The organism is Spartinivicinus poritis (assembly GCF_028858535.1).
GTDB classification, from domain to species: domain Bacteria; phylum Pseudomonadota; class Gammaproteobacteria; order Pseudomonadales; family Zooshikellaceae; genus Spartinivicinus; species Spartinivicinus poritis.
This window is the reverse complement of sequence record NZ_JAPMOU010000001.1, coordinates 271359-290040: the sequence shown is the minus strand read 5'-3', so window position 1 is coordinate 290040 and position 18682 is coordinate 271359. Positions and strand designations below refer to the sequence as shown.

The 18682-nt window shown below is 38.8% G+C and carries 14 protein-coding genes; 8 read left to right on the top strand and 6 right to left on the bottom strand.

The annotated features are described in order from the left end of the window. Positions 1-298: 298 nt before the first annotated feature. The 4 genes from ORQ98_RS01250 (at position 299) to ORQ98_RS01235 (ending at position 7066) form a co-directional block, all read left to right on the top strand. Entirely contained in the window at positions 299-1504 is a 1206-nt protein-coding gene (locus ORQ98_RS01250; protein ID WP_274686953.1) for a methyl-accepting chemotaxis protein, read from the top strand. 1066 nt (positions 1505-2570) lie between these two features. Continuing rightward, positions 2571-3722 (top strand): L,D-transpeptidase family protein, encoded by a 1152-nt coding sequence (locus tag ORQ98_RS01245; protein WP_274686952.1) that lies wholly within the window; start codon positions 2571-2573, stop codon positions 3720-3722. Between the two features lie 255 nt (positions 3723-3977). Then, a complete protein-coding gene (locus tag ORQ98_RS01240) occupies positions 3978-4949 on the top strand; it encodes an AAA family ATPase (protein ID WP_274686951.1) in 972 nt (323 codons plus the stop codon). 158 nt (positions 4950-5107) lie between these two features. Next, positions 5108-7066 carry a VacB/RNase II family 3'-5' exoribonuclease gene (locus tag ORQ98_RS01235; protein WP_274686950.1) on the top strand — a complete coding sequence of 653 codons (1959 nt, stop codon included), beginning with the start codon at positions 5108-5110 and terminating at the stop codon, positions 7064-7066. Between the two features lie 86 nt (positions 7067-7152). On the opposite strand, the gene ORQ98_RS01230 is transcribed toward ORQ98_RS01235, so the two are convergent. Further along, entirely contained in the window at positions 7153-7935 is a 783-nt protein-coding gene (locus ORQ98_RS01230) for a substrate-binding periplasmic protein (RefSeq protein ID WP_274686949.1), read from the bottom strand. A 286-nt stretch (positions 7936-8221) separates the two neighbouring features. Here ORQ98_RS01230 and ORQ98_RS01225 point away from each other — a divergent pair, with 286 nt between their 5' ends. Beyond that, on the top strand, positions 8222-9865 hold the full coding sequence (locus ORQ98_RS01225; protein WP_274686948.1) for a M14 family zinc carboxypeptidase: 1644 nt from the start codon (positions 8222-8224) through the stop codon (positions 9863-9865). Positions 9866-10224: 359 nt separating this feature from the next. Here ORQ98_RS01225 and ORQ98_RS01220 read toward each other — a convergent pair whose 3' ends face one another. Continuing rightward, positions 10225-11163, bottom strand: coding sequence for an ABC transporter substrate-binding protein (locus tag ORQ98_RS01220; protein ID WP_274686947.1), 939 nt, complete (start codon positions 11161-11163; stop codon positions 10225-10227). 196 nt (positions 11164-11359) lie between these two features. Here ORQ98_RS01220 and ORQ98_RS01215 point away from each other — a divergent pair, with 196 nt between their 5' ends. Then, positions 11360-12304: an ABC transporter substrate-binding protein gene (locus ORQ98_RS01215; RefSeq protein WP_274686946.1), complete on the top strand. Its 945-nt coding sequence runs from the start codon at positions 11360-11362 to the stop codon at positions 12302-12304. Between the two features lie 61 nt (positions 12305-12365). Here ORQ98_RS01215 and ORQ98_RS01210 read toward each other — a convergent pair whose 3' ends face one another. From ORQ98_RS01210 to amrB, 3 genes are all read right to left on the bottom strand, one after another. Beyond that, the gene (locus ORQ98_RS01210; RefSeq protein ID WP_274686945.1) at positions 12366-13169 is read right to left on the bottom strand and encodes a substrate-binding periplasmic protein; all 804 of its coding nucleotides are present in this window, start codon (positions 13167-13169) and stop codon (positions 12366-12368) included. Positions 13170-13824: 655 nt separating this feature from the next. Next, complete coding sequence (amrA, locus tag ORQ98_RS01205) at positions 13825-14406, bottom strand: AmmeMemoRadiSam system protein A (protein ID WP_274686944.1); 582 nt, start codon at positions 14404-14406, stop codon at positions 13825-13827. Further along, positions 14384-15163, bottom strand: a complete 780-nt coding sequence (gene amrB / locus ORQ98_RS01200) for an AmmeMemoRadiSam system protein B (protein WP_274686943.1) — start codon at positions 15161-15163, stop codon at positions 14384-14386. Before amrB ends, amrA begins: the two co-directional genes overlap by 23 nt. 148 nt (positions 15164-15311) lie before the next feature. On the opposite strand from amrB, the gene amrS reads away from it, so the two are divergent. Further along, the gene (gene amrS, locus ORQ98_RS01195; RefSeq protein ID WP_274686942.1) at positions 15312-16397 is read left to right on the top strand and encodes an AmmeMemoRadiSam system radical SAM enzyme; all 1086 of its coding nucleotides are present in this window, start codon (positions 15312-15314) and stop codon (positions 16395-16397) included. 43 nt (positions 16398-16440) lie between these two features. On the opposite strand, the gene ORQ98_RS01190 is transcribed toward amrS, so the two are convergent. After that, positions 16441-16896, bottom strand: coding sequence for a hypothetical protein (locus ORQ98_RS01190; RefSeq protein WP_274686941.1), 456 nt, complete (start codon positions 16894-16896; stop codon positions 16441-16443). A gap of 263 nt (positions 16897-17159) precedes the next feature. Between ORQ98_RS01190 and ORQ98_RS01185 the strand changes: the two genes are divergently transcribed. After that, positions 17160-18674 carry a thymidine phosphorylase family protein gene (locus ORQ98_RS01185; protein ID WP_274686940.1) on the top strand — a complete coding sequence of 505 codons (1515 nt, stop codon included), beginning with the start codon at positions 17160-17162 and terminating at the stop codon, positions 18672-18674. The last annotated feature ends 8 nt before the right edge of the window (positions 18675-18682 follow it).

The following is an 18682-nucleotide window of genomic DNA, read 5'->3' as shown; positions in this document are numbered from 1 at the left end:
AAAACTGTAGTATTTACATGAAAACTCTTCCTATTAGTGAGTAGGGTTTAGGTAATAGTGTAGCTGGTCTTATACTAATTGTAGAGAATTTAGCTTGATTGAAGCTGTATTGAACTGACTTTTGGGTGCAATATGGTGGCTAGTCTGTAAGAATTTAATCAATGGTGGTAGAAATAAGCGTAAATATTATTGTGCTATAAGTTATAGATGTCATAGGATCCTATTGAAAAGAAATTGGGTTTATAGTCCCAGTTGAAGATTATAGTAAAATAAGCTCAAGCAAGGATGTAAAGCTACTATGAATGCAATGTTTCAAAACGCTTGGTTTGCTATCTTATTAAATATAGTTGCAATAGTCTGTGTGTTAGTAGTTGATTTAGCTAATGGTTTTTTTCTTAGCGCCCTGTTAGCTTTAATATTAATAGTCTGGTTGTATACCCTTAATAAAGTAGCTTTAAAGTTGAATAATAAGTTGCACATGGATGACAAGAAGAAAAACTTAACGCTCTATGAAGAAATTAAAATATTTATTAGTAAAACTAAGGAGCTCATAGCTGCTAAAGTTGTAGCAGCCCATAGTTCAAATGAGAAGGTCCGTATGATCACTGCGGATGCAATAGCTAAATTAGATAGAAGCTTTTCTGTTTTAGATTCATCTACAAAAAAACAAAATAACTTAATTGGTGAAATTGTTGCTTATTTTTCTAAGAGTGAAAAAGATGAGCAACCAAGAACTGTTAACTTTGAGAAGTTTTCTAAGAAAACATCTGGGATTATTGGAAACTATGTAAATTTATTGGTTAGTATGAGTGATCATAGTATTCAGGCTGTTTATAAAATTGAAGAAATGGTAAGTGAGCTTGATGGTATGTTTGCTCAGCTATCGAAATTAAGAAATATTACTGATCAAACTAGCCTACTTGCTTTAAACGCGGCTATCGAGTCTGCTCGAGCAGGAGATGCAGGAAAGGGGTTTGCTGTTGTGGCTCAAGAAGTAAGAAAACTGTCTTTTAAATCAAATGACTTCAATTGTTTGATCCGCTCTCAAGCAGAAACAGTTAAAGCAAAAGTGAATGAAGTTGAAGAGATTGTAGGCAACATTGCGTCTATGGATATGAATGAGATGATTAATGCAAAAGGTTTTATAGATCAGATGATGGAGGAGCTGGGGAAGGGAGAGGTTGAAGTAGGCAGGTTAGTATCTGAGTTAGCTGATGTGAGTCAGGTTACTTATCAGGAAGCACATAAGGCGATTACAGCGTTACAATTTGAAGATATTGTTAGACAGCTTACTGACAAAATTACAGATGAGCTAAATTATTTAGAGAAAAGTATTAATATGAGTGATGATTATGTTACTAAAGATAGTAATGTTATCTCTTATCTAAAACAAATAAGTAGTAAAATTGCTGAAATTGTAGCATCCAAAAAAGATGTAGAAACCCACTACAGTCACAATATCAAGAATGAGTCAGTAAGCCCAGGTGATGTAGAGTTATTTTAAAAGGAGAGAAGCGGCTTTATTTCTTCGAATAATAAGTCTGTAAATTACAGACTCCATGGAGCACTAGTATCGTCTATTTTTATTATCTATCTTCATTAATGTTATATCCATTCACCAATGGCTTCTAAGTTTTATTATCGTCACTAATCATCTGTTATTTTTAAAGATTCATGAGGGAGGGCAGCTCTGCTAATTTTAAGAGGGCACTAACAACAATGTATTATAGGGACTCATCGTTTGATAGCGATGCCTGAGAAACCTCTGTATTGGTTATAGTTCAATAGCTAATAAGAATAGTGTGAAAGGAATCAATTTTTTAACTAACTCGCGTCTTAAATTTAAAAACTATTAAGCAACAAGTGATGTAGTTGTCAGAACCGCTTACCTAGGAAACTATAGAATTCACGAAGATGGAGTCGAGTGATTCTCAAATTTTTTTAGTTAAACTCGGTCCGATAATTGTGGATGTTGTAAGTTCTATTTAAATCCATGTGTTTAGAATATTATGGGTTAAATACAGACGCTTTGATTATATGATTGGTTCAAATATAATGTGTGATCTGTTTTTAAATTATAAATAACTGCTAATAGGATGCTTTATTATCGGTTGATTTATGGGGTTTGCTTAATTAGCCAAGTGTGACGTTTAGCATGTCCATTGTATTCATATGTTGGTTGGAGGCTTTTGTAAGTAATGGATGATTAAATTTTAATATGACTATAGATCAGCTGTAAAAATAGTTGACTGTATTTGCTGTAAAAAATAAATAGCTCGTTTATATAACTGACAATATCAATAATCACTGAACTTAAGAATGATTTTGTAATTCGAGATTTTTTGCTACCGACTATAATTTGGCTTACAACCAATATAACTCTAGTCAATATTACTGGACAGGATATGTGCAGCATTAGCTGAAGCCAGTAATTGTTAAAAAGGCTTAAATGAGATGTTATTAGCCTTAAGATAGAGGGCTGTAATACACCATTAGGTAGCGGAATAAAGCCTCGTATGGCAATGGTCTGTTAGTGATGAATTGTCAACCGGATACATGGAGGAAGGTTTGTGCTACTTCGCTGTCTAAGGCTGGTGATAGCGTTAATAATAACCCCTGTCGCAGTTGCCAACACTACGTCTAATCACACGCCTAATAATCAACAGTACCATCATCTGTCAAAGGCGTTACAACATTATAAACAGCTGGAAGAGTCTGGTGCATGGAGTCAACTACCCAGTTATTCTCAGGTATTAACTCAGGATCCGGTAAAAAAAGCAGCACTGTTACATAACCTACTGCTGTTAACAGGCGATATAGCAAAACCAGGTGGTTCTTTGCAAAAAGGCCTAATAAGTTTTCAAACTCGTCATAAGCTACCACCTAGCGGTATTCTGGATTACAAAAGTTATCAGGCATTAGCTCGCCCTCCTGAAGAAAAAGCAGCGATTATTACCAAAAATCTTACTCGGTTAGACCAGTTACCAGAAAACATGGGCGATCGTTATGTGCTGGTAAACATAGCTGACTATAGTTTGAAGCTGGTAGAAGACAGTAAGACTAAATTAACAATGAAAGTCATTGTGGGTAAAAAAGCTCGACAGACGCCTATCTGGGCTGACACGATTAAATCGATAGTTGTAAACCCACCTTGGAATGTACCAAGAAAAATAGCAGTAAAAGATATTTTGCCAAAATTGAGGCGGCAGCCCGACTTTTTGCAAAATCATAATTTTCTTGTCTTGAGAGGCTGGGGGCAAAATGCCCAAATGGTTCCGCCTTATTCACTAGTAGAGTCAGGAATGCCTTGGCAAAAAGTGTCGTATAAGAAGTTTCCCTATCGGTTAAAACAACTTCCTGGGCCGGGAAATGCGTTAGGGCGTTTTAAATTTGACTTTCCAAATAAACACTCTGTTTATTTGCATGATACATCTCAACCTCACTTATTTCGGCAAAATAATCGGGCATTAAGCTCAGGTTGTGTGCGGGTAGAAAAACCAAGGGAGCTGGCTGAGAGCCTATTACAGCTTAATCGAGGGTGGCAACCGACTAAGTTGGATCGGCTGTTGGATACAAGTAGAACCGTTACATTGCGGCTAGAGCAACCTATACCTATTTATTTGGCTTATATGACAGCTTGGGTTGATACTCTTGGTAAAGTGCATTTTGCTAAGGATATCTATGGGCATGATCAAAGGCCGCTTGAGGTAGCCAGACGTTAGCTTGTTAGAGTAGTACTAGCCCATATCTACATGGGTTAGTATACCCTTTGTATTCTGCATAAATAAGTTCCCTGTAAACCCCATACGCTAACTTGAATATTTTGCTAGACCTTAGCAACTTACCCTTGTCGTTCAATGAAATAATATCTGGCTAGAGGGTATACATTTCCTTTTTTTATTTATAGTTTAACTGCCTATTAAGTAATGCTAATTAAGGTATTGATCAATTTATGAATAAGGCAAGTGGCAGCCACTATGTTGAGTAATGAGCTAGTAGATAGTGGAGAAGTAGAGCACTGTTGGTTAGCCGGTCCTTTTCCAGTGCTTCAGCCTTGTTGCGATTATCTCTTTCATTTTGCTTATCACTTTGCTAGCAACGTTCATGCTGTTGTAAAGAGCAATGCTGAGCAGCGGAGGATTAAGCAGCGCTATCCATTTGTCCAAACTCACTTGACTAAGACTACAAGTAGCCTCTCTGCTGTTGTGGAGTCAGAGGTTGATGGTGCGAGGGCTAGCCAGTTTTTTGTTGTGTCTAAAGACACTGACTGGGTATTGGCAAAAGAATTAGATATGACTCCATTACCTATTGAAAAAGTACTCGTTAATTCTGATCAACTCCAGACTGCTGCTTTTCATTCCAGTTCAAAACTGAATCACTTGTTAACACAAGAACCTGTTGAACGTAGGCAATATCTACATGCCAAGCACAATAAAGTGGCTATTATGGGACCGGAGTCTGCTGGAAAGTCGACATTAGCCTTAGCACTCGCACAACAACTGAGGTTTCCATTGGTTAATGAGTATGCAAGGCTATGGTTATCATACCAAGATGATGTTGGTTGCTATGAAGATATTGCCTTAATTGCCAAAGTACAACAGGCTATTGAGCAAACGGTTGCAGCTCAAGCGAAGCTGGTGTTGTTTGACACAGGGTTAATGACAACTCAAATTTGGAGTCAGGTACTATTTCGCAAGGTACCTGAGTGGCTGGAGAAACAAGTTCAGCAGCATCACTATGATTTGGTATTACTTGTTGCACCTGATTTACCTTGGCAGTTTGATCCTCAACGATGTCAACCTGAACAAGAAGCTCGTGAGCACTTTTTTCTGCAATGTGAAGCATTGTTAAAGCAGCTTGGGATTGTCTATCAAGTTATTTCAGGAATAGATCGGTTAGAACAGGCAAAGCAGGCCCTGGTGACTAAATTTTCTTGCGTTAGCTGCTGATTTCAAAACTGCCAGTTTATTAACCACTAGGTATTCAGTAGAATGGCCCCAATCCTAGCGCTTCATCCTATTTATCAACGTTATTTAAGTAAGATGCAGCATAAGCCTTATTGGCTATTAAAAGTTGAACGAACCAATACGCAGAAGTCCTTTCACTCATGTTAAGTAATGATTCATTAGCCCAGCTGAAACAACTAAAACAACAACTCAAGGCTCAAAAACAACTATTTCAAGGGAAAGTAAAAGACTCTCCTCTTAAGACAGCTACTATCCTGTTGGATGATGGTAGACAAGCATTATTGAATGCGGAAGAAGCACAAAGAGTTCTCCCTCATGATTTGGTGAAAGTGACTTTAACAGGGGGCAAAGGCAGTCAACTTACTGCTGAGATCGAAGAATTAGTGCGTAGTGACTTTAAAGAATTCACTGGCAAGATAGTAATAAAAGGCAAGGCAGTTTTTGTTGATCCCGATTATGGACGGATGAACCGCTGGATATTTATCCCACCTAAACAACGGGGTAAAGCACAGGCAGGAGATTATGTTCGTTGTCGTTTGGTACAACACCCAATAAAAAATGGAAAGCCACAGGCAGAAGTGCTTACAGTGATTGGTAATGATAAACAGCCAGGTATTGAAGCAAACTATGTCATTAATAAGTATCAACTACAAGATGGTTGGTCAGAGGCTGTACAACAGCAGGTTGAGCAGATTCTGGCTACAGGTGTGCGAGATAAAGTCACTGAGCAACACCAAGACTTAACAGCTATTCCTTTTGTTACGATTGACTCAGCAGCTACTCAAGATATGGATGATGCATTATTCGCTGAAGCTAATGAAGATGGCAGCTGGCGGGTAATAATTGCGATTGCTGATCCCGCTAGCTGGGTGGAGCCAGGTACACCTGTTGATCAAGCAGCCCGCGAGCGTGGCATGTCTGTTTATTTGCCTGGTCGTACATTGGCTATGCTACCAGAAGCTTTATCTAATGATCGCTGTTCATTAATGGCTAACCAGGAGCGGTTAGCTTTAGTTTGTGAGATGCAACTAGCGACAGATGGTGAAATTAAAAGTTATCAATTTTACTCCGCAGTAGTTTGCTCAAAGGCAAAGCTTAGTTATGAGTCAGTGAGCGAGTATATCGAGCAGGGAAATAAAGGTGCATTGGGCGAAGCAAATGAAATACTCGCACAAACAGTTGATTCCCTTTATGCGGTGCAGCAAGTACTAACTCGGTATCGTGAGCAGCAAGCAGTTAGCTTTGACAATAAGCCTGATTACAACCTGGTGCTGAATGAGCAGCAAAAAATAGCCAGTATTGAAAAGCAGCAGCGGCTTTCAGCTCATAAACTAGTCGAAGAATGTATGGTGGCTGCTAATCGTTGTGCTGCTCAGTTTATCAAAGCGAAAGCGGCTAACTCAGGCATATATATTACCAATGCAGGCTTGAGAAAAGAGCGCTTGGATGATGTGGCTAAGTTACTTGAACAGCAACTACCCACGTTCGATTTTTCCCAGCTATCCGATCCTATGGGATATCGTCAGGTACTGCTTGCGCTTAATAACCAGGCCACTGAGGTACCAGTAAAAGCGATTCTTAGTCGTCAGCTGGAGCGTAGTTTATTCAGTAATGAGCCGTTACCTCATGCTGGAATGGGGTTTGATATTTATACAACATTCACCTCTCCTATTCGTAAATATAATGATTTATTAATGCATCGCTTGATTAAAGCATTATTGCTTAGTCAGCCAGTAGAGCCGACATCTAATGAAGTGCTTGAGCAGTTGCAACAACAACAATATCGTACTCGCCAGGCAACCAATGAAATGGAGCAATGGTTGATCTGCCAGTATTTACAAGATAAAACAGCCGAAGTATTTCAAGGTAAAGTGGTTCAGCTTAATAGCTTTGGTTTTACAGTTCGGTTAGATGACAATGGTGTAGAAGGGTTTGTAGATGCACGGAAACTACCGCAAAGTTATAGCTTTGATCCTTTGTATCAAACTCTTCATAGTAAAGATAAAGAACAACGTTTCACTCTAGAGCAAGCCGTTAGCGTACAGTTATTACAGGCTGATGTGAAACGGCGCAGTGTTCGATTTACCTTAGTAAACTAAGCTCATTAGAAAGAAAAGCAAAAGCCACATAGCTAAAATAGGCAATGTGGCTTTTGCTTTAAAATTTAAAAGTTGATTTGACTTATTTATTTTTTATATCCACCTGCCATTAAGTCTTCCCGCCATTTTTGATCGAGTCCTTCATCTTTAAGCTTTTTTAACCCTGCATTAAATATTTTTAATAATTCCTCATTGCCTGCTTTTTGCTTAGAAAATAATAAGTGTCCTGTAGATTCAACAAGGGGCTTGGGGTGGAACGTAATCAAGTGAACTGATGTTTCATCAAATTTATCAGCAAGCAAGCCATACCCTGCCACTGTGCCCATAGGGAATAAATCTACTCGAGAAGCTAATAGTTTTTTAAAATTCTTATCATCACTGGAAGCGGTGCTGATTTTTACTGTGCCGTTTTCTCCTGCTTCCCAAAATGCTTTGGTATAAGTGTATCCTGTGGTGGCGCCAATCGTTTTTCCTTTTAAGTCTGCTACTGAACTCCAGTCAGTTAGCGGGTTAGTTTTCAAATGAAAGAAAACAGTTTTTTCGGTAGAGACTGGTTCACTATAGTAAAAGTCTTTTTCTCGATCAGGGGACTTAAACCAGAAAGAAGTAGCGTGGAACTCTCCTTTTTTGGCTGACTCATAAGCGCGTTTCCAAGGAAAAAATTTAAATTCTACGGTATAGCCTTCGCGTTTGAATGCTTCATTAACAATGTGACTGACATAGCCAAGATGCTTTAGTTTTTTAGAAACCCAGGGGCTATACTCACCTGTAGAAATAGTTACAGTTTTATCTGCAAAGCTGATTAGGGAGTAAGCGCTTGCAATTGAGCCTAATAGAATAGAGCAGGCCATTTTTTTCATAAATATCATTACTACTACCTTTGCAAGTGGTACCGCTTTTAGATGATAGTAGTACAAAATTCTAGAAAAAGTAGCTGAGCATTAAAAAATTACATCAGCTGCACTAAAGCCTGTTAACAGGCTTTAGGTTAAAACAATAAAACAAGTGATTGTTGAATAAGGAGAGTGTTTAAGAACAAACTGTAACAAAACTAATAATATTGAAGAACTCATTTACATTGAGTTGGGTAGAAATTTCCTGTTATATATATGAACGAAATAAAATGGACTAGTGCAGAAGGACGAGGCAATAACAATGAAACTTCATTCATGGGGGCTAGTGGGGATAATGCTAACAGGGGCTGTTGTTGGTTCTGCCCATACAAGTCATGACCTTATTAGCCAGCAAAAAAAAACAGTAAAAGCTTTCTTTCCCAATCTGACTAAAGCACATCAGGCTGTTATGCAGTTTGATACCCTTGAATCTGATTATCAAACAGGATATTTGACTATTGCAGCTACTTCTCAAGAGCAGCAGAAGTTGCTTAGGCAGGGCTTTAAATTATTGCCATACCCCAGCTACCAGGTGGCATTAGATAACATTCGAAATCGAGCAGATAATGACAGTGGTATACCTGGGTATAGCTGTTATCCAACAGTTGAGGAGACTTTTCAGCAAGCCGTAGCACTTCAAGCGAAGTATCCAGATTTGGTGCAGTTGGTTGATATTGGAGATTCATGGGGAAAAAGCAACAATAAAGGGGGATATGACTTACTGGTACTTAAGTTAACTAATCGTACCCATGATATTGAATCTAAACCTAAATTAATGATTAGCAGTGCCATTCATGCCAGGGAGTATGCAACAGCAGGCTTGACCTTAACCTTTGCTAAACAGTTATTGTCTGAATATGGAACAGAAGCAGATGCTACCTGGGTTTTAGATTACCATGAGGTTCATATTTTATTGCAGGCTAACCCTGATGGCCGAAAAAAAGCTGAGCAGGGGGTGTTATGGCGTAAGAATGTAAACCTAGATGCAAAGTGTGCTTGGAGTAGCAACCGTACAGGGATTGATTTAAACCGTAACTTTAGTTATGCCTGGAATAGTACCAGCAATGGCTCCAGTGGTAATGTTTGTAACGATACCTATCGTGGCACTGCTGCTGGTTCAGAGCCAGAAGTGCAAGCGCTTGAAGCTTATTTAAAGGGCATTTTCCCAGATAGACGTGGCCCAGATCGCGGTGATCCTGCACCAGAAGACACTCGTGGTATTCATTTAGATATTCATAGTCATGGCAAGTTAATTCTCTGGCCATGGGGGACTGCTGGAAGTAATGCACCTAATCATCAAGCTTTACAAACCTTAGGGCGTAAGTTCGCTTATTTTAATGATCATACTCCCTATCGGTCCGTTGAGTTATATGAAACTGATGGCACCAGTGATGGAGCGAGTTATGGTGATCTAGGGGTGGCTGCATTTACTTTTGAGTTAGGAAAAGCATTTTTTGAGTCTTGTGATTATTTCCAGAAGGAGATTCTACCCACCAACTTACCAGCACTTATGTATGCGGCAAAAGTTGTAAGCAGTCCTTATAAAACGCCTGCTGGTCCAGATATTATTGATTTAAAACAGCAGACGTTGGGTGATGAATTTAGCCAAACTATTGAACTTGTTGCAACGGCTGATGATCGCCGATATAGCAATAAAAGAGGAGCAGAACCCGCTCAATCTATTCAAAAAGTAGCTTATTTTATTGATGAGCCACCTTGGTTAGCAAATACCCCCAGTGGCTGGTTTGAAGCAGTTGATGGTAGTTTAAACCAGCCAGTTGAGTCAGTTAAAGCAATTCTCGATACAGCTGGCTGGAAAAAAGGTCAGCATACGGTGTATGTAAGTGCACAAGATGCAGATAATAATTGGGGGGCAGTAAGTGCGCTATTTACTTATAAAAAGTAACGATTAAATTTAAAAATTGAGTTTTTAAAATAAGCTCGACAAGTGTATAGCAAGCATTTGTCGAGCTTATGGTTTTTTTATTTCTCTATGATTAAGTATGTTTAATATTTTTTGGAAGTAAGTGCGTTAGCTGGTGTTTTTACATAAGGCCTTTTGTTTTTGGATAAATATTTTTATGAGCTGAAAAAGAGATGAAGTTAGTAATTACAATGTGTTTAATTAGATTTTTCTGTTTTGAACTGGAAACTAGACGACTATTGAAGTGGGAAATGAGGAGTAATAGAATTTCACAAAATTTTTGTTTGCCAGTTTACTTTAGTAACTGAATTAACTTATAACTTGGGTCGTCTAGTTCTGTATTATTCTTCATATATACTCATAGAGTCTCTTTTGCACTCGGGTGGTATCCATTGTTGCCAGATATGCTTTTTAGTTTTAATCCATTGTTGTGCTGCTTGTAGATGGGTTAAATATTGTCCATCTACCCAGTAAACAAGTTCGGCAATTAATTCGTTGGTAAAATTCATTCTTTTGGCGACTTGATAGGCACAAGGCCATTTATTGGGAAATTTAATCCAGGCAATTTTTTTTAGCCAACCATTTTTAGGATTGCCGCAATCATAGGTTGCTTCTGGGTTAATTCCCCATGATGGGTCTGTCTCGCATTTTGTAGAGTACTCTGGAAACTCTACAAATTTGCCTTTGTATTTATATTCAATCCAGTTTGGGGTCCAGTTGAAAAGCACTATGGGTTTTCTTTTATTGTAAGCTTGCTCTAGTTCGATCCATAGTTGATCGCCATGAGAAACCCTTTCTACATTAAAATTAAGCCCTAATACTCTTATTCGTTTGGCATCTGGTTTCTCCCATGGGCCACCTAAGTAAATACCTTTGCCGTTAGATTTTTCATTTGTAAATAATTCTGAGCAGTCAAGAAGTGCTTTCCAATCTGGTAGGCCAGGGCACTTTTCTTCTACATAGTCAGGGTACCACCAGTCTTCCCGAGTTTTAGCATTGTGGTTACCAAGATCAATAATTCTATTGTTATCCATCAGTTTTTTGTATTGGGTAGCCATGGTGCCTTCCCACACTTCTAACTGTAAATGAATATGTCCTCTGCTGATCATACTCCACTGAGCATCAGTCGTTAATTGAACAAAGGAAGTTTTATAACCCATCTCTTGAAAAAAAATAGCTGATATATTTGACATAACAATCTGGCTGGTCCAGTCATTTATCACTATTTTTATCCGCTCATTAGAACTTCCAATAGCAAACTCTGACATTGAGACTGACATTGATAATATCATGCTTTGAAGCAAAAGGTTATAAATGCACATTTTAAATAGCAATTTAATAGGCTTATATACTATTGTAAATATAGTCTACTAATGGAAGTTAAACTAAATTGAAAAGTGTATATAAAATACCGCTGTTAAAACGAAAAATATGTATAGATATAAACCATTTAATTGAAAATAAGCAGGTGAAAATATGAAGCTGAAAACTGCTTTCTGTTTTGTTATTGCTAGCAATTTTTCTTTCGCTGCTGTGCCAGAGGATAGCAACCCAGTAAAAGTAATTATTAATAATTGGACGAGCCAGGCGGTATTGGCAAATATTTATGGACGTTTGATTAACTCTATGGGATACAAGGTTGAATATGCGCCAGTCAAGTCGAGTGCCCAATGGCTGAAATTAAAAACGGGTGAAGTAGATGTTCAGGTAGAAGTGTGGGAAGGCACTATGTCTGAAAAATTTAATAAGCTGGTTGGAGGTAATCAAGCATTAGATGCAGGTACTCATGATGCTAAAACCCGTGAAGACTGGTGGTATCCCGAGTATGTAGAAGAACAGTGCCCTGGCCTACCAGATTGGCAGGCACTTAATAAGTGCGCTAGCTTATTTGCCGGCGGCAAAACGAAAAATAAAGGGCGTTATGTAGCTGGGCCTTGGGAAAAGCCTGATAGAGCAAGAATACGGGCCTTGGGAATGAACTTTGTAGTAGATAAAGTTAAAAAGGGTGATGATCTTTGGGTGGCGTTAAAAAAAGCAGCAGAAAAGAAACAGCCTATTGTTTTATTTAACTGGACCCCGAATTGGGTAGAGGCAAAATATAAAGGTAAGTTTGTAGAATTTCCAGAGTACGCTCCAGAGTGTGAAAAAAAGAGTGCATGGGGAGTAAATCCTAATTTTACTTTTGATTGTGGTAACCCCAAAGGTGGCTGGCTGAAAAAAATGACTTCTGTAAAAATGAAGTCTAAATGGCCTTGTGCCTATAAGCTAGTTAATAATTTTAATTTTTCTAATGAGATGATAGCAGAAGTTGCTGCCTGGGTAGATGTAGATAATATGTCCCACAATGAGGCAGCAGATAAGTGGATTAAACAGTATGAAGAAAAGTGGAAAACATGGATACCCCAAGAATGTACTGCATGAGGGTTAATAAATGATATTGTGATATAGCTAGCCTATAGAAGAAGGCATATCGTGCCTTCTTCTACCATGTGCTAATTCCATAGCTAATAGAGTATTTTTTAACGATTTTATCATAGTCTCCATTTGATCTAAGCGCTACTAATGCAGAATTAAATGCATTAAATAACTCAGGTGAGATGGTTTTTTTACTTAATAAATAGTGCACTTGTCCTGTTTTTATAACGGTTTCATAGTGTAAGGAAAACTTATCATCCAACTTATTTCTGATCAGTTGAATAATTTCTGTTACAGGGTAGCCAATAAAACCATCGATTTTGCCTTGGCTTAATAATGGATAAAAATCTGAAGAGTCAGTTACAAAATACAGTTGATTTTTGTGACTGGCTAATAAAGTATCTATTTTAGAGCCATAGGTATTACCTTTAGTAACACCTAATGTGAAGGAGCTTGACAGTAGCTCGGGTAAGGTTTTGTTAGCAAATTGGTTTTCATCAGATTTTTTGATGTAAATACCTGCATACTCATTACGATAAGGGAAACTATAATGAGCCCACTCTGCTCGGTTATTATCCCAAGAAGCGCCAGAAGCAATATCTAGCTCTCCTCTTTTTATCATTTTTAGACGCTTTTCCCAGGTTAGGTCTTTATTATTGACTAGCTTAAGTTTGCAGCCTGTTTGTTTAACGACTGCTCGCAATAGATCAATATCAAACCCAGAAACAGTTGTATTTTTCTGTATAACAAAAGGTTCTCGTTGTGTACCAATAGCCATACGTAATGTTTGATTACATTTGAACTCATTGGCAATTGCCAGTTGTGGAATAAACCATATAAATAGGCAGCTAAAAAAAATACGGTATTTCATAGTTTAAATTTTCAGTTATTAAAGACTTGTAAATAAGTCTTTATTGCTAATGTTAAATGTACCCGACTCACTTGCTATTTGGGGAAGTTGCTATTTCTGGATAATAACTTGCTTGGAAATGTTGGCTTTCATTAAAAATGAGAAATGCTGGTTTTACCCGTTGTCACTAATGTATGTATAAAGTATTTTAATGGCCGTTAATTTATAGTCAGAGCTAGTTTGGCTTTTCTAAAAATGTTTTCTATAGTAGGCATCATAATAACTATTCTATACTTTTTGTGTCAACTATATTTACATTGAGTTGAGAGAGGGCGTTAAAAATTGATATATGAGGTTATTGACGGGTTCTAATTATTGAAAATAGTTATATTTATTTTTTTGCTAGATTAAGCATGTGGTAATAATTTATCTTTCATAATTATATACCCAATACGAAAGTTTTATAGGTGCGGCCATCGAGTGATGATGGCCTCATGAGCTTATAAATAATAGGTGATTGGGGCAAGGAGTGAAGATAACAAAACCTAGAAGTCATTCGTGAAGGATATATGATAGCGAAGTTTGAATAGTTGCTGCATTATATTTAATAGTATAAGTGGTAAAGAGAGGAACGCTTTTTGTTAACTAGGTTTTATTTAAATGAGTGATGGTGCTATTAACTTTCATGAAAAGCAAATACTTGATATTTGTAACACTTTATTTCTTCACTCCAAAAATCAGGAGGCAGATTTGCTTTTTGTTTGAGCTGTTTAAAAAACGCATCTGGCTTGGGTAGTTTTTCCCAAACTTGGGGCAAAAATGTACCACGGTGCTGTTTGTATTGCAGAATGACACCATCTTGAAAAGGCTTCAGTTGATTTATTAATGATGATTCGTCAACAAAATTAATGGGTTGATGTGGAGATAATATGGATATTTCAATTTTGATCTGGTTCAGTTCACTACTATCCAGATTAGGGAAACGATAATCTTCAAATGCACTTGCATAGGCGTTATGGCTTACCTCTAGAACTAAAGGGCGAGTAGGATTAAGGCTACCAATACAGCCCCTTAATAGTTGCTGCTTAGTTAAAGTGACAAACGCACTGCGTTTTTCCTGCAAGGCAGGGGAATACTCAGCAGGTTTAATTTCAGCCAGTGTTTGTTTTTGGCAGCCAGCAGTGATCACCTGACGTGCCAGCTTTAACAGGGTCTGTTCATCATCATGCTTAAGCTCAGCGGAGAGCATAGGCTCCATACCCTACTACAGTGTCTTTAGGGCCAGCAGTATCGCCGGAGTTACGCGTATCTAACGTTGTGACTGCTAATCCTTTGCGTTTAGCTGTTAATAGAATGCCATTGATTGGCTTACAACCACAGGCTTCTTCACCATGTAAATGGTAATCAAGCTGTTTAATTTTTTCGGTTGTGGCTGCATCAATGGCTTTTGCTTCTTGATAAGGGTGGTAATGACTTAAGTCTGAACTAATGACTATTAGAGTCTCTGGCCCTCCCCAAAAATGCTCAATGACATTGGCGACAGATTCTGCACTGGCGTGACCAACAACAAAAGGGATGAGCTGGAAGCTGGTTAGCATGGTTTGCAGGAAAGGGAGCTGTACTTCTAAGCAATGTTCATGGGTGTGGGCAATATCCAGAATTTGCACGTCTTCCAGTTGAGCCGCTTGCTCAATAGCTGTTTTATCTATATTAATCATTCCCAGTGGAGTATTAAATGCTTCGGCAGCAGGTAGTGCTAGACCTGTAAAAGGAACCCGATGAGAAGGGCCAAACATTACAACTCGCTGAATAGTGCTTTTTAACGGCTCAAGCAGGTGATAAGCCTTTGCTGCTACGGTTCCTGAATAAATGTATCCTGCATGAGGCACAATTAATACTTTAGGGACCATAGTAATTGGATCATCAATCGCTAGTAGGCTTTTAACTGTATTACCGAGATCTTGAGGCGACTCTGGGTAAAACATGCCGGCAACTGCAGGCTGGCGAATCTCCATAGCGAACCTCCTAACTCGGGTGTACTCTAATGGATAGCATCGTGTTTGAAATGAATACCACTCTATATGTAGGAGCATAGGTGAGAAGAAATAGTTCGCGCAAGTAGATCGTATGTATATATAGCCTGCTGGCGGGTAGGGTAGCTCAATGGCTTTTGCAAGTGTAAATACCGTTGCCACAAAGTATTGGCATCAATTAGAAGATGGTCGGATTCAATGTGATGTTTGTCCACGGCATTGTAAGTTACGGGAAGGGCAGCGAGGGTTATGTTTTGTTCGCGCCTGTGAAGATAATCAAGTTGTCTTAACCAGTTATGGCCGATCCAGCGGCTTTTGTGTTGATCCTATCGAAAAAAAACCGCTTAATCACTTTCATCCAGGTACACCGGTCCTGTCGTTTGGTACTGCGGGCTGTAATTTGGCCTGTAAGTTTTGTCAAAATTGGGATATGAGTAAATCCAGAGAAATGGATACCCTGGCAGATAGAGCTTCACCCGAACAGTTAATTATAGCAGCGAAAAGTCTGGGCTGTCGCAGTATTGCTTATACTTATAACGACCCTGTCATTTTTATGGAGTATGCCTTGGATGTTGCACAAGCCTGTAGGGAAAATGATATTTTTTCTGTTGCGGTAACGGCAGGTTATATCTGTAAGGAGCCGCGAGTTGAGTTTTATCAAGGAGTGGATGCTGCTAATGTAGATTTAAAAGGTTTTACTGAACGATTTTATAAAAAAATATGTGGTGGGCAATTAGAAGCGGTATTAGATACCCTGAAATACCTAAAAGATGAAACCAATGTATGGTTTGAAATTACCAATTTACTCATTCCTGATGAAAACGACAGTGATGCAGAAATCCATCAAATGTCAGAATGGATTATGGAAAATCTGGGGCCATTTATACCGGTTCACTTTACGGCCTTTCATCCAGATTGGAAAATGCTGGATAAACCCCGTACCCCAGCCGAAACGTTGACTAGAGCAAGAAGTATTGCGATCAGTGAAGGGTTGCACTATGTGTATACTGGTAATGTATTTGATGTGAAAGGTGAGAGTACCTATTGCCATCAATGTGGTGCAATGTTGATTGAGCGTAACTGGTATGTACTTGGTTATTGGGGGCTGGATGACCAAGGCTGTTGTGCTAGTTGCGGTACACCGTTAGCGGGTTTTTTTGAACCTCGTCCAGGTATTTGGGGGGCTAGGCGGTTACCGGTGCGGATGGTTTCCTAACCCATAAATTCTCTGTAGCCAGATGAAATATTCAACCGAAAAGTTAATCTATATTTAATTGTAAAGCATTTAGCAGGAACTGCTTTTTTCGCTGTTTTTCCAAATAAAGTAAATTATTGAGGGTTTCTTTGGCTTGATGGGACTTTGCATGGCTGGCGAGTAATTGATATAAGTCAATCAGCCGGTCATCCAGCTCTAGTGCAATTTGAATAACATCATTAAGGGAAATATCCTTATCAAAGTCTTTGGCATGGTATTGCCTGAACAGTGGGTCGTTAGTTAGCTCTTGATACCATAAGTTAATTACCTGGCTTGGTGTATGTTCTTCAATCTTTATTAAATTATCACTGATCGCTTTTTCGTGTTCCACTAAGTAATCCAGCAGTAGCTTCACTTTTTCTTGTTCTGCCTTATGGCTTAGTTTTTGATACAGCTGGCTCATCTGCCAGTGAGTCTTAACCACATAATCCAATACATCGTGCAGCTTTGGAAATTGCATATATTAACAATCCAACATAAATGAGTACATCTTACATATTAGTTTAGACTTACTATTGTAAATATTTCATCAGACCATAGAAAATTTCTGTTGGGCTCAATAAGGCTGCAATCATTAGGTATCATTGATATCTAATGAAATATCTGAGCTAGAATTTTTATGCGTTATACTGTTCCAAGCAGTAAATTGCTTTAACAGTAGATCGAGAGTAGTGTTGTATTGGACTTTTTTGTTAGTTATTGCTTTGTTACTGAAGGACCATAATGGAAGCAGAAAAACAACCATTGCGATTACGTAGGATTGGCATTGATACCCGTCAAGAGCCGGTTGCTTATTTACAGCAAGACTGTCATGTGTGTAAGTCAGAAGGGTTTTCAGTTCATTCTCGAATCAAAGTGGCGACTGAAAATCGCAGTATAATTGCCACAATACAATTTATTACCAACCAGTTGTTAACTAATCAAGAAATTGGCTTGTCTGAAGCAGCTTGGCAGCTACTAAAAGCAGATGAAGGTGAACAGGTGCATTGTAGCCATGCTAAGCCTGTAGAATCGTTTACTTGTGTGAAGAACAAATTGGCTGGTAAATCATTTGATGAAAATTCAGTTTTTGAAGTGATGCACGACATTTGTCTGGGACATTATCCTGATATTCAGTTGGCCACTTATTTAGCTGCCTGTTCTGGTACCCATTTGTCGCCGCCTGAGGTACTTGCTATTACCAAGGCAATGGTGAATTCAGGTCAACGTATCGATTGGAATATACCGCAAGTGCTGGATAAGCATTGTGTGGGGGGAGTGCCAGGTAATCGCACCTCACCATTAGTAGTAGCAATAGTTGCTGCCGCTGGCTTAACCATGCCAAAAACCTCTTCTCGGGCAATCACTTCACCTGCGGGTACTGTTGACACGATGGAGGTGATGACCCCCGTTAGTTTGAGCCTGCAACAAATCCGTCAAGTTGTAGAACAAGAGAATGGCTGCCTGGCTTGGGGAGGCTCAGTTAGTTTGTGCCCAGCTGATGATATTTTATTAAGAGTACAGCGAGCTTTGAACCTTGATAGTGAAGGGCAGATGGTTGCTTCTGTATTAGCCAAAAAAATAGCGGCTGGATCGAGCCATGTACTTATTGATATTCCTATCGGTCCCACCGCCAAAATTAAAAATCAAGCGGCTGCTTTTCGTTTACAACGGTTATTAGTTGCTACTGGTGAAGCGCTGGGAATTGAAGTAACTGCAATGACTTCTGATGGTAATCAGCCGATAGGCGTTGGTATTGGTCCTGCTTTGGAAGCAAAAGATGTGCTTGCTGTATTACGTTGTGACCCTGATGCACCAGTAGAGCTTGCGCAACGAGCATTGACTATTGCTGGAAAATTATTAGAAGTGGGCGGTAAAGCGAGAGAAGGAGAAGGTTATCGGCTGGCACAGAAAATTTTGAATTCTGGTGCAGCAGAGAAAAAGTTTATGGCTATTTGTGAAGCTCAAGGCGGTTTTACTGAGCCTCCAGTCGCTAATAATACTTATGAAGTGACGGCTTCCCATAATGGCATTATTACCTATATTGATAATCGTTTCATTGCCAGGCTGGCCCATTTTGTGGGGGCACCTGTTGTAAAAACTGCAGGGCTTGAAATGCAGGTTAAATTAGGTGATCAAGTTGTATCTGGACAACCGTTATTTACCTTACATGCGGAAGCAATGGGGGAATTAAATTATGCATTAGAGTTTTTACAACAACACCCTGATGCCATTAGAATCGAAGAAACCTGGCTGTAACGCTTACT

Excerpts from the sequence above, each read along its gene's own strand:
- ORQ98_RS01250 (WP_274686953.1), top strand. The coding sequence starts at position 299 with ATGAATGCAATGTTTCAAAACGCTTGGTTTGCTATCTTATTAAATATA.
- ORQ98_RS01240 (WP_274686951.1), top strand. The coding sequence starts at position 3,978 with ATGTTGAGTAATGAGCTAGTAGATAGTGGAGAAGTAGAGCACTGTTGG.
- ORQ98_RS01235 (WP_274686950.1), top strand. The coding sequence starts at position 5,108 with ATGTTAAGTAATGATTCATTAGCCCAGCTGAAACAACTAAAACAACAA.
- ORQ98_RS01230 (WP_274686949.1), bottom strand. The coding sequence starts at position 7,935 with ATGATATTTATGAAAAAAATGGCCTGCTCTATTCTATTAGGCTCAATT.
- ORQ98_RS01225 (WP_274686948.1), top strand. The coding sequence starts at position 8,222 with ATGAAACTTCATTCATGGGGGCTAGTGGGGATAATGCTAACAGGGGCT.
- ORQ98_RS01220 (WP_274686947.1), bottom strand. The coding sequence starts at position 11,163 with ATGTCAGTCTCAATGTCAGAGTTTGCTATTGGAAGTTCTAATGAGCGG.
- ORQ98_RS01215 (WP_274686946.1), top strand. The coding sequence starts at position 11,360 with ATGAAGCTGAAAACTGCTTTCTGTTTTGTTATTGCTAGCAATTTTTCT.
- ORQ98_RS01210 (WP_274686945.1), bottom strand. The coding sequence starts at position 13,169 with ATGAAATACCGTATTTTTTTTAGCTGCCTATTTATATGGTTTATTCCA.
- amrA (WP_274686944.1), bottom strand. The coding sequence starts at position 14,406 with ATGGAGCCTATGCTCTCCGCTGAGCTTAAGCATGATGATGAACAGACC.
- amrB (WP_274686943.1), bottom strand. The coding sequence starts at position 15,163 with ATGGAGATTCGCCAGCCTGCAGTTGCCGGCATGTTTTACCCAGAGTCG.
- amrS (WP_274686942.1), top strand. The coding sequence starts at position 15,312 with ATGGCTTTTGCAAGTGTAAATACCGTTGCCACAAAGTATTGGCATCAA.
- ORQ98_RS01190 (WP_274686941.1), bottom strand. The coding sequence starts at position 16,896 with ATGCAATTTCCAAAGCTGCACGATGTATTGGATTATGTGGTTAAGACT.
- ORQ98_RS01185 (WP_274686940.1), top strand. The coding sequence starts at position 17,160 with ATGGAAGCAGAAAAACAACCATTGCGATTACGTAGGATTGGCATTGAT.